The sequence below is a fragment of the Saccharopolyspora sp. NPDC002578 genome (genome assembly GCF_053592695.1).
In genome coordinates, this window is the sequence record NZ_JBSFWJ010000055.1 from 1 (window position 1) to 11,655 (window position 11,655).

Below are 11,655 nucleotides of genomic sequence, written 5' to 3' on the forward strand. Positions count from 1 at the left end.
GTTGGCCGGCCACAGCGTTCCGGCGACGAGGTCCCGCTGCGTGCGCCCGCGCAGTGTAGACGTAGCCCTCCGCGGCGGCGGGCGCCGCGGTGACCAGCAGCATTCCCAGCCCGATCGCGGCACCGGTCGCAAGCTTCTTCACGAACGATCCTCTCGTCAGCACAGATGACGCGCACCGGCCGGATCATCGGCCGGTGTCGCTTCCCGAATCGGGGCGGACGTCGACTCCTTCGCAGCACGACTCTCGCCGCTCGACGCCCGGAATCCGGTCCGCCCCGCCCGGCAAGTCGACCGCACCGACGCGCACCCGATCACCGGATCACGCACCAGGCTCGACTATGCGGGGAAATCTTCCTCGAACCTCGGACGCGGGGCGCCCGGCCGGACTCAGCCGGAGGCACCCGCGACGGCGCCGGTGCGGAGGAAGTCCGCGGTGCGGTCCAGGGCGGTTCGCGCTTCGGGGAGCCGCTGCAGGATCCAGCCGTGGAACATGCCCTCGTACTCCTCGTAGTCGACCGCGGCCCCGCGGGCGCGGGCGAGGGCGTTGAGCCGTCGCGCGTCGGAGAGCAGCACGTCGCGCGTGCCGCTGAGCACCCGCATCGGGCCGAGGCCACCGAGTTGCCCGTACAGCGGGCTCACCCTCGGATCATGCGGATCGAGATCGCCCGCGTACAGGCGACCGGCCTCCCGCAACCCGGCGATGCCCAGGTACGGGTCCTGCCGGTCCAGCGCGGGGACGTCGGGATGGCTCACCGCGATGTCCAGCCACGGCGAGATCAGCACCAGACGTCCCGGTTGCGGCCGTCCGAAGGCCGCCTGGCGCTGCGCGAGGAACAGGCTCAGCGCGCCCCCGGCGGAATCACCCATCACGACCTGGTCCGCCGGTGCCGCTCTCGCCGCGGTGCGCTGGAACGACGACCACACCATCGGCAACGTCGCGGTGTGGTCGTAGGTCGGCGCCAGCGGGTACAGCGGGACCGACACCGCCGCGCCGGTGCGAGCGATGAGACGGTCGAGGAAGTCCCAGTGCGCGGCTTCGATCTGGTGCACGTACGCGCCGCCGTGCAGGTACAGGACGTGCTGCGGGTTCCGCGTGCGCGGCGGCCGGAGCGTGTAGCAGCAGTGCCCCCGCACGTCGTGCTCGGTGACCTCGAACCGGTCCCGGAAGGACGGCGGCAGCTGGGCGTGCTCGGACTCGTGGCTCTCGGCGCTGCGCCGCAGCAGCACCGGATCGGCGAACGTGCGCTTGCGCCGGGTCAACCGGTACTTGCCGATCGTCAGCGCGCTCTGCCAGCTCACCATCGTTCGGCTTCCTCGGGTCGTGGTTTCCGGGTACCCACGGCGCGGGTTTCCACGCGCCGGCCGGATGAAACCGGCTCCGCACGCCGCCGCGCCCGCTCACCCGAGCGGCGGGTCCGGGAGCCGGGGCTTCGCTGGTGCCTCGGGCTCCTCCGGCGCGCTGGGCGCGGCGGGCGCCTCCGGTTCGGGCCGCACCGGCGGATCGGGGGCTTCGGGTTCGTCGGGTGCGCGAGCCGGGGACGGCTCCCGCCCCGGGTGCTGTTCGTCCATCACCGCTCCCGGTTCGAAGGTTCGGGATCCAGCGCTACCCGTCCTGCCCGCCGTGCACACGAATCTTCGCGCGCTCGTTCCCTCGCGGCGGCGGCCCCGGCGGGCCCTCGAACTCGGTTCCGATTATTCGTCCGCCAAGCGGGGTAGGCGGGGGCCAGTGCCCCCGACCCCTTGAGGAGACCATGGTCGCCCACGTCTTCGTCCTAGGACTCGACGAGCGCAACCGGGAAACGCTGCGCGGCCTGCCCGCCCTCGCCGACTGCGAACTGCACCCGCTGCTCGACGTCGACCGGCTCGTGCACGTCGACGAGATCGACCTGCCCGCGCTGCTGGAGGAGGCCGACCGCGAGTTGAACGCCTTCGACGGTCGGGTGGACGCCATCGTCGGCTACTGGGACTTCCCGGTGAGCTCGCTGGTGCCGATCCTCTGCGAGCGCCGCGGACTCCCCGGCGCGGACCTGCGCGCCGTCGTGCTGTGCGAGCACAAGTACTGGAGCCGCGTCGTGCAGGCCGAAGTGATCGACGACGTGCCCCGCTTCGGGCTGGTCCACGTCGACGAGGACACCGCTGCCCCGGACGGCGTGCGCTACCCGCTGTGGGTCAAGCCGGTGAAGTCCTTCTCCTCGCAGATGGCCTACCGGGTGACCGACGACGAGGGATTCCGCGCCGCGCTGGCCGAGATCCAGGAGGGCATCGACAAGGTCGGCAAGCCCTTCGAGGACGTCCTCGCCCGGCTCGACCTGCCCCGGGAGATCGCGGAGGCAGGCGGGCGTTCCTGCGTCGCGGAAGAGGCGGTGAGCGGGCGGCAGATCACCGTCGAGGGCTACGACCAGGGCGACGGCGTGCACCTCTACGGCGTCATCGACACCGTGAACTACCCGGGCACCTCCAGCTTCCTGCGCTACCAGTACCCGTCGTCGCTTCCCGCGGACGTGGTGGAGCGGATCACCGCGGACACCCGGCGGGTCATCGAGCACATCGGCCTGCGCCACGTGCCGTTCAACGTGGAGTTCTTCTGGGACGAGGACTCCGGCGCCGTGCACCTGCTGGAGATCAACGCCCGGCACTCCCAGTCGCACGCGCCGATGTTCGAGGACGTCGACGGCGTCCCCAACCACCAGGTGCTGGTGCAGCTCGGGCTCGGCCGCGACCCGGACTTCCCGCACCGCCAGGGCGAGCACGCGATCTCGGGGAAGTGGTTCTACCGCACCTTCGAGGACGGCTGGGTGCGCCGCGCCCCGACCGACGCGGAGATCGCCGCGCTCGAACGGGAGCATCCGGGCGTCCGGGTGCACCTGATGGCCGAGGAGGGCGAGCGGCTCTCGGAGCTGCCCGACCAGGACAGCTACAGCTACGAGCTCGCCCACCTCTACATCGGCGCCGGCTCCGAGCAGGAGTTCCACGACACCTACGAGCGCTGCACCCGCGCTCTGCCCTTCGAGATCGAACGCCGAGGAGGTGACGCATGAGGACGGTGACGAACCTGCCGCACGCGGTTCGCACCGACGAGCACGTGTGGATCCCGCTGTCGGACGGAACCCGGCTGGCCGCGAAGATCTGGCGGCCGGTCTCCTCCGACGACGCCCCGTGCCCCGCCGTGCTGGAGTTCATCCCGTACCGCAAGCGCGACCTGACCGCGCTGCGCGACTCGATCCACCACCCGTACCTCGCCGGGCACGGCTACGCCTGCCTGCGGGTGGACCTGCGCGGCAGCGGCGAATCCGAGGGCGTGCTCACCGACGAATACCTGGAGCAGGAACTCCAGGACGGCGAGGAGGTGCTCGCCTGGATCGCCGATCAGCCCTGGTGCACCGGCCGGACCGGCATGATGGGCATCTCCTGGGGCGGTTTCAACGCGCTGCAGCTGGCCGCCCGCAAACCGGAGAGCCTGAGCGCCATCGCCGCGGTGTGCTTCACCGACGACCGCTACGCCGACGACGTGCACTACATGGGCGGCTGCCTGCTCAGCGACAACCTGTCCTGGGCGTCGACGATGTTCGCCTACAACTCCTGCCCGCCCGATCCGGCGCTGGTCGGCGACCGCTGGCGCGAGATGTGGCACGAGCGGCTGGAGGGCAGCGGGCTGTGGCTGCGGGAGTGGCTGGACCACCAGCGCCGCGACGACTTCTGGCGGCACGGCTCGGTGTGCGAGGACTACTCGTCGGTGCGGTGCCCGGTGCTCGCGGTCAGCGGCTGGGCCGACGGCTACTCCAACGCCGTGTTCCGGACGCTGCAGAACCTCGACGTCCCGCGCAAGGGCCTGATCGGCCCGTGGTCGCACAAGTACCCGCACCTGGGCCAGCCGGGCCCGGCCGTCGGGTTCCTGCAGGAACTGGTGCGCTGGTGGGACCGGTGGCTCAAGGACGTCGACAACGACGTGATGGACGGGCCGATGCTCACGACCTGGATGCAGGACAGCGTGCCGCCGTCCACGGCCTACGCCGACCGGCCCGGCCGGTGGGTGGGCGATCCCGCATGGCCGTCCCCACTGGTGGAACCGGCCCGGCACCCGCTGCGCCCGCACCACGTCGGACTGCCCGGCGACGAACCGGAGGAGAGCGAGCTGGTCGTGCAGTCCCCGCTGTCGGTGGGCCAGTTCGCCGGGAAGTGGTGCTCCTACAACGCTCCCCCGGACCTGCCCTACGACCAGCGAGAGGAGGACGGCGGCTCGCTGGTGTTCGACACCGAGGCCTTCGACGAGCGCGTCGAGATCCTGGGCGCGCCCGTGGCCGACCTCGACATCGAGGTGAGCGAACCGGTCGCGATGCTCGCCGTGCGCCTGTCCGACGTGCGCCCGGACGGATCCGCCACCCGCGTCACCTACGGGCTGCTCAACCTCACCCACCGCGAAGGGCACGACGAGCCCGCGGAACTCGTGCCGGGGCGGCGCTACCAGGTGTCGGTGGCGCTCAACGGGGTGGCGCAGGCGTTCCCGGCCGGCCACCGGATTCGGGTGTCGCTCTCGACGTCCTACTGGCCGCTGGCGTGGCCGCCGCCGCGCCCGGTGCGGCTCACCGTCCACACCGGACGCAGCTCGGTGCTGCTGCCGTGGCGGCCGAACCGGGGCGATGAACCGGAGGTGCGCCCCTTCGACGAACCGGAAGGCGCACCGCCGGTGTCGTCCAGCCAGCTCGAACCGGGCGAGGAGCGCTGGACGGTGTCCCGCGACCTCGTCGGCTACGAGTCGGCGCTCGAAGTGGTCAAAGACCTCGGCGTGGCCCGGCTCGACGACATCGACCTCGAACTCACCCGGAAAGCCTGGGAGCGCTACAGCTGGACGGGCGACGACTTCGACTCGGTGCGCGGCGAGAACACCTGGTGGATGGGATTCCGGCGCGGTGACTGGGAAGCGCGGACCGTGACCCACACCGTGCTCACCTCCACGCCCGAGGAGTTCCAGCTGCACGCCCGGCTCGACGCCTACGAGAACGAGCAGCGCGTGCTGTCGAAGAACTGGCGGCACTCGATCCCGCGCGACCACGTCTGACCGCCGGGCGAGCCCGGACGAACCGCACGACGAAGGAGGCGCCACCATGGCCGACCAGAACTCCGCTCCCCCGCCGCAGCAGCAGACCCCGCCCGGATCGAGCGAGACGATGGTGCCCGCTCCGCGCGACGAGATGACCGACTACCGGGGGCGCGGGCTGCTCGACGGCAAGCGCGCGCTGATCACCGGCGGCGACTCCGGGATCGGGCGCGCGGTGTCGGTGGCGTTCGCCAAGGAAGGCGCCGACGTCGCCATCGCCTACCACGCGGATCTGGAGGACTCCGACGCCGAGCGCACCGCGGAACTCGTCCGCGCCCAGCGGCGGCGGTGCGAGCTGCACAAGACCGACCTCGGCGAGGAAACCGCCTGCCAACGGCTCGTCGACGGGGTCGCCGACGAGCTCGGCGGCCTCGACGTGCTGGTCAACCACGCCGGAACCCAGGCACCGGTGGACGACTTCACCGACACCACCACCGAGCAGTTCGACCGCACCTTCAAGGTGAACGTCTACGCCCCGTTCTGGCTCACCCGCGCCGCGCTCGCGCACCTGCCGGAGGGGTCGGCGATCGTCAACACGGGTTCGGTCAACGGCCTGCGCGGCAACAAGACGCTCATCGACTACGCCGCCAGCAAGGGCGCCGTGCACGTGCTCACGATGTCGCTGGCGCAATCCTTGGCGCAGCGGGGAATCCGGGTCAACTGCGTCGCGCCCGGTCCGGTGTGGACACCGCTGATCCCGGCCACCCTGCCGGAGAGCTCCGTGGAGGGCTTCGGCGAGCACGTGCCGATGGGGCGGATGGCGCATCCCGACGAGATCGCGCCCTCGTACGTGTTCTTCGCCGCCGACCGGCTCTCCAGCTACTACACCGGCGAGGTGCTGGCGCCCGTCGGCGGCGAGACCCATCCGGGGTGACCGGGAGGACCACGTCGACGACGCGGAAGGCGGTGAACGACGACCCGTGGACCCGCACCTGAGCGGGACGGCGCCGGAGAGCGGACCAGCGCACTGGTTCCTGGCGGCGGAGGAACGCGGCAACCCGGCCACGGACCTCGACCGGCGGAACCCGGCGGGGACTTCCTGGTCGGCGGGCAACCTCGCGCAGCCGCTGATCGACGGAACCGAATGCTTCCGGCACCTCGTGGCCGAACTCGACGACGTCCACGCCGGGGACCGGATCTTCCTGTCCGCGTGGATGGGCGTGCGCGGCAAACCGCTCGACGAAGCGGGCCACGCCCTGGGGGCGCTGCTGAAGCGCGCCCTGGACGCCGGCGCCTCGGTGCACGCGCTGTTCTGGTGGCCGTTCCTGACGTTGCGCCGGGACCTGATCCCGGACAACCGGCGGTTCGTCACCGCACTGCGCCGCCGCGGGGGTGCGGCGCTGCTCGACCAGCGGGTGCGGCCGATCGGCTGCCACCACCAGAAGTTCCTGGTAGTCCGCCGGCCGCGGCGCCCGGAGACCGACGTCGCCTTCGTCGGCGGGATCGACCCGTGCCCGAGCCGCCGCGACGACGAGCACCACCGCGGCGATCCCGACGTGCAGTCCTCCATCGACGACCGCTACGGCACGCGCCCGGCCTGGCACGACGCGCACCTGCTGGTGCGCGGCCCGGCCGTCGACGACGTCGAGCACTGCTTCCGGGAGCGGTGGTCGGACGCGGCGGCCTCCCGGCGCGGGCCGATCTCCCGGACCCGCCGGTTGCTGAGCCCGCGGCCCGCGCCGCTGCCCACGCCGCTCCCGCCGCCGCCCCCGGCCGGGACGTGCTCGGTGCAGCTGCTGCGGACCTACCCGGCGAAGCGGCCGCGCTACCCGTTCGCCCCGCAGGGCGAGCGCAGCGTCGCGCGCGGCTACGTCAAGGCGCTGCGCCACGCCCGGCGGTTCGTCTACGTGGAGGACCAGTTCCTGTGGTCACCGGTGGTGGCCGAGGCCTTCGCGGCGGCGCTGCGCCGCGAACCCGGTCTGCGCCTGATCGCCGTGGTGCCGCGCCTGCCGGAGAAGGGCGGCACCGTGGAGATCGCCACGAACGGCGTGGCCCACGGCAAAGCCCTCGACCTGCTGCACGCGGCGGGCGGCGACCGGGTCGACGTGTACGACCTGGAGAACGTCGCAGGGCTGCCGATCTACCTGCACTCGAAGGTCTGCGTCGTCGACGACCGCTGGGCGGCGGTGGGCTCGGCGAACCTGAACCGGCGGTCGTGGGCCTACGACTCGGAACTCACCGCCGCGGTCGTCGACGAGGAGCCCGGAGGTCACGCCTTCGCCCGGGACCTGCGCCTGCGCCTGTGGCGCGAGCACCTCGGCCGCGAGCCCGGACGCACCTCGGACCTGACCGATCCGGTGGCGGGAGCCGACGTGCTGCGCCGAGCCGCGGACCGGCTCGACCGCTGGCACCGGGCGGCCGAGCCGGCTCCGCGCCCACCGGGGCATCTGCGCGGCCACGCCCGGCCCGGCGCCTCCCCGCTGACCCGCGCCTGGGCGGTGCCGGTCGAACGAGCCGTGATGGACCCGGACGGCCGACCGGCCCGATTGCGCGCACGAGGCCGGTGGTGACGCATCGCGGAGATGTCGGTGGGCGCTGACACACTGGGATCCGGATGCGGCCGAGTGACCCGGGTTCGCCGCCGTCCTGCGCTCGACGAAAGGAAGCGGATGTCCGCTCCGGACAAGCACGACCCGGCCACGGTCGCCGACACGACCTGGGCCGTGCACGGCGGGAACGCCATCGACCCGGCCACCGGCGCGTTGCGCACCCCGCTGGTGCTGGCCAACTCCTACCTGCTGCCCGAAGACGCCTCCGAGGTGAGCTGGTCGGATCCGAACCGACTCGTGTACGCCCGCAACGGGCACGTCAACCAGCGCGCGCTGGAGTCCAAGCTGGCCGCGCTCGACGGCGGTGAGCAGGCGGCGGTGTTCGCCACCGGGGTCGCCGCGCTGCACGCGGTGTTCTTCACGCACCTGCGCAGCGGTGACCACGTCGTCGTGTCCTCGGTGACCTACGAAGCGGTGTGGCGGTTGTTCGCCGAACTGCTGCCGGAGCGCTACGGGATCGAAGCGACGTTCGTCGACAGCACCGACCTGGACGCGGTGCGCGCCGCCATGCGCCCGGCCACCCGGCTGGTGCACGTGGAGACCATCGCGAACCCGACCACCGCCGTCACCGACATCGCGGCCGTCGCGGAGATCGCGCACACCGGCGGGGCGCTGCTCAGCGTGGACGGCACGTTCACCCCACCGCCGCTGTACCGGCCACTGGCCGACGGCGCGGACCTGGTGGTCCACTCGCTGACGAAGTTCATCAACGGGCACGGCGACGCCACCGGCGGAGCGGTGATCGGCTCGCACGAGCTCGTCGGGAAGATCCGCGGAGACGCCGGCGTAGATGTCGGCGGGATGCTCGCACCGTTCAACGCCTGGCTCATCATGCGCGGATCGGTGACGCTGCCGCTGCGGCTGCGCCAGCACCTCGCCTCCGCGCAGCGCATCGCCGAAGCCCTCGACGCCGACCCGCGGATCGCGTTCGTCGCCTACCCCGGCCTGCCCGATCACCCGCAGCACGAGCTCGCCACGCGGCAGTTCGGCGGCCGTGGCCACGGCGCCGTGCTGGCCTTCGCGCTGGACGGGGACACCGCCGTGCAGAACCGGTTCGTCAACGCGTTGCGCGTGATCACCTCCGCGGTCTCGCTCGGCCACGACGAAACGCTGATCGTGCACGTCGCAGCCGGTGCTCGCGGCGGCGACGAGCACTACCCCGAGCAGTTCCAGCGCTACGGCCACCTGCGGCTCGCCGTCGGCTTGGAAGACCCGGAAGACCTGACAGCCGACATATCCAACGCTCTCTCCGTTGCCTTCCCCTGATGACCTGCGTAGGGGTCGGGTGGCGGAACCTCAGGTGTCTTCTCGCTGCGGGATCTTTTTCCCGAGTGGCTTCGCCACGAGGGAAAAAGCCGTCCTCGCGAGAAGACGACTGAGAACCCGCGGGTGGTCGGCTTGCTTTGGTGGTCACTGCTCAGCGGCTTCGCCGCTGACAAGATGACGGACGAGGGCGACAGCAACGAGTTCGCGGGTGTACGTGGAGGGTGAGGTGGGGTTGATGTTCAGCGGGCTCAGTGCTTTCCCGTTGACTCCGGTCAGCGAGGACGGGGTTGATGAGGTGGCGTTCGGCGGGCTCGTCGGGCGGCTCGCGGCGGCGCGGGTGGACTCGATCACCGCGCTCGGGTCCACCGGCTCCTACCCCTACCTGGAGCGGGCCGAACGCGCCCGCGTCGCGCGGCTCGCCGTGGAGCACGCCGGGGACGTTCCGGTGCTGGTCGGCATCGGAGCGCTGCGCACCAGCGAAGTTCGCTCCCTGGCCGAGGACGCCCAACGGGCCGGGGCCGCGGGCGTGCTGCTCGCGCCGGTGTCCTACCAGGCGCTGACCGCCGACGAGGTGTTCGGCCTCTACGAGGACGTCACCGGCGAGCTGTCGGTCCCGCTCGTGGTCTACGACAACCCCGGCACCACGCACTTCACGTTCACCGACGAGCTCCACGCCCGGATCGCCGCGCTGCCCAACGTCGCCTCCATCAAGATCCCCGGGGTGCCGCCGGCGCCCGCGGAAGCCGAATCCCGCGTGTCCCGCCTGCGTTCGCTGCTGCCCGAGTCGGTGACGATCGGGGTCAGCGGGGACCCGCTGGCCGCGACCGGGCTCAACGCCGGGTGCGAGGCCTGGTACTCCGTAGTGGCCGGAACCCTGCCCGAACCGGCCCTGGCGATCACCCGCGCGGCGCTGGCGGGCGACGCCGCCACCGCGAACGCGGAATCCGAACGGCTCCGCCCGCTGTGGGAGCTGTTCACCCGCCACGGCAGCTTCCGCGTCGTCTCCGCGATCGCGGAACAGCTCGGCCTCGTCTCCCACCCCAACCTCCCCCGCCCCGTACGAGCCCTCCCCGAAGCCGACCGCGCCGACGTGACCCGCGTCCTCCACGACCTCGACCTGCACCGCTGATCACAGTGCCCCGGACCGGACGGCGCACTAGCCGACCGGTGCAGCCGCGGGCGCGGTGAGGTCTTCGCCTGGCATGCCTGGGGTTCTGCCGAAACGCGCGACCTTCACGCGCCGCCGACCGCTCGGGGTCAGTGCGGGGTGAGGGGGAGGTCGCGGAGGTCTTGCCAGAGGGCGGGCCACGGGGCGGTGCGGCCGGTGAGCTGCCAGATCGTCGTGCGTTCGGGGACGAGGCCGCCGTAGGTGCCCAGCGGTGTCGGTGCGTCGACGACCGCGACCGGGCGGGCTTCGGTGAACCACGGGCGCAGCCGCGCGGGGTCGCCGACGAAGAGCATCCGGTCTTGGTGCTCCGGTGGTGGCGGGAACCAGCCGTAGGCGCGGTTGGTGCTCGCGGCGGGTGGCAGCCCGAGTTCCGGTGGTGCCGCGTCGAGGTAGGTCGCGTGGACGTAGGGCGTCGCCACGAGCGCGGTGCGGGCGCGCTGCTCGGCGGGGATGTCCGCGTAGGCGCGGGCGGTCGCGGTCACCAGTTCGTCGGCGAAGCGCGGCGAGGCCATCACCGAGGTGAACGCCAACGCGCCCGCGGCGAGCACCGCGCTGAGCGCGACGACCGGCCACGCCCGCCGCCGCGCGCCCGCTTCCCTGCGGTGCTGCAACGCGACGGCGCCGATCGCGACGTACGGCGACCAGAGCGGGATCAGGTAGTAGTGGCGGCCCGAACCGAGCACGACGGCGGCGACCAGCAGCACGAACACCACCGCGAGGAACCGGTGTTCGCGCCACCGCTCCTCCCTGCAGAGCGCGACGAGTCCGCACACCGCGAGCCCGAGCGTCAGCGGCCCGGTGACGGCGACGCCGTGCAGCACCACGAGGAGCCTGCCGCCGTAGATGAGCTCGTTCTCCCCCGCCACCACCTGTGCCATGTCCGCTTGCGGCCAGCCGTGGACCGCCTGCCATCCCAGCGTCGGAGCCGCGATCAGCAGTGCCAGCACCACGCCCGCCCACAGCAGCGGACGGCGCAGCAACTCGCGGGGCCCTGCCAGTCCGACGGCGGCGAGCAGCACGATCCCCAGCGCCAGCACCTGGAACCGGGTCTGCGCGGTGATCCCGGCGAGCGCGCCGAACACCACCAGCAGCCGGTCGTCGCGGAGCCGGATCCAGCGCAGCAGCAACCAGAACAACCCCGCCCACAGCGCGGGTTCCAAGGTGTACGGCGTCAGCCAGTGCCCGAACTGGGCCGCGGCCACGCACGTCGCCTGCCCCGACGCGGCGAGCACCTGCGCCCGCCGGTCACCGCCGAGTTCGCGGGCCATCAGCGCGACCAGCACGATCGCGGCGGCGGTGGCCAGCACCGCCGGGAATGCCAGCACCACCTGGTTGCCCGGCGCCACCGCGTCGGCGACCCGGGCCAGCAGCGGGGTCAGCGGCGGCTGGTCGACCGCGCCCCAGTCGAGGTGGTGGCGGCCGATCGTGAGCATCAGGTCCTCGTCGAACCACCTGCGCGGGACGGCGGCGAGCACCAGGTGTGCGGCGGCGACCGCGGCGGCGATGACCGACACCGGCGCCCACGCCGGCCGTGAGATCTCCACGCCCGCTCCCGTCTCCCCGTGATCAGCGAACCC

9 protein-coding genes are annotated in these 11,655 nt (G+C 72.4%); 6 read left to right on the forward strand and 3 right to left on the reverse strand.

All coding sequences use genetic code 11. From position 1 onward, the window contains the following. Nucleotides 1-387: 387 nt before the first annotated feature. Nucleotides 388-1,302: an alpha/beta hydrolase fold domain-containing protein gene (locus tag ACWD38_RS22590; RefSeq protein WP_184479775.1), complete on the reverse strand. Its 915-nt coding sequence runs from the start codon at nt 1,300-1,302 to the stop codon at nt 388-390. A 96-nt stretch (nt 1,303-1,398) separates the two neighbouring features. Then, nucleotides 1,399-1,569, reverse strand: coding sequence for a hypothetical protein (locus tag ACWD38_RS22595; RefSeq protein ID WP_184479776.1), 171 nt, complete (start codon nt 1,567-1,569; stop codon nt 1,399-1,401). 182 nt (nt 1,570-1,751) lie between these two features. On the opposite strand from ACWD38_RS22595, the gene ACWD38_RS22600 reads away from it, so the two are divergent. From ACWD38_RS22600 to ACWD38_RS22625, 6 genes are all read left to right on the forward strand, one after another. Continuing rightward, entirely contained in the window at nt 1,752-3,038 is a 1,287-nt protein-coding gene (locus ACWD38_RS22600; protein WP_450124841.1) for an ATP-grasp domain-containing protein, read from the forward strand. Further along, complete coding sequence (locus ACWD38_RS22605) at nt 3,035-5,056, forward strand: CocE/NonD family hydrolase (protein ID WP_184479778.1); 2,022 nt, start codon at nt 3,035-3,037, stop codon at nt 5,054-5,056. The genes ACWD38_RS22600 and ACWD38_RS22605 overlap by 4 nt, the downstream gene beginning before the upstream one ends. A 46-nt stretch (nt 5,057-5,102) precedes the next feature. Continuing rightward, nucleotides 5,103-5,969, forward strand: coding sequence for an SDR family oxidoreductase (locus ACWD38_RS22610; RefSeq protein ID WP_184479779.1), 867 nt, complete (start codon nt 5,103-5,105; stop codon nt 5,967-5,969). A 46-nt stretch (nt 5,970-6,015) separates the two neighbouring features. After that, entirely contained in the window at nt 6,016-7,605 is a 1,590-nt protein-coding gene (locus ACWD38_RS22615; RefSeq protein ID WP_450124842.1) for a phospholipase D family protein, read from the forward strand. Between the two features lie 99 nt (nt 7,606-7,704). Next, nucleotides 7,705-8,910 carry a trans-sulfuration enzyme family protein gene (locus tag ACWD38_RS22620; RefSeq protein WP_450124843.1) on the forward strand — a complete coding sequence of 402 codons (1,206 nt, stop codon included), beginning with the start codon at nt 7,705-7,707 and terminating at the stop codon, nt 8,908-8,910. A 235-nt stretch (nt 8,911-9,145) separates the two neighbouring features. Continuing rightward, on the forward strand, nt 9,146-10,039 hold the full coding sequence (locus tag ACWD38_RS22625; protein ID WP_450124844.1) for a dihydrodipicolinate synthase family protein: 894 nt from the start codon (nt 9,146-9,148) through the stop codon (nt 10,037-10,039). A gap of 128 nt (nt 10,040-10,167) precedes the next feature. On the opposite strand, the gene ACWD38_RS22630 is transcribed toward ACWD38_RS22625, so the two are convergent. Further along, entirely contained in the window at nt 10,168-11,622 is a 1,455-nt protein-coding gene (locus ACWD38_RS22630) for an ArnT family glycosyltransferase (protein ID WP_450124845.1), read from the reverse strand. Nucleotides 11,623-11,655: the final 33 nt, after the last annotated feature.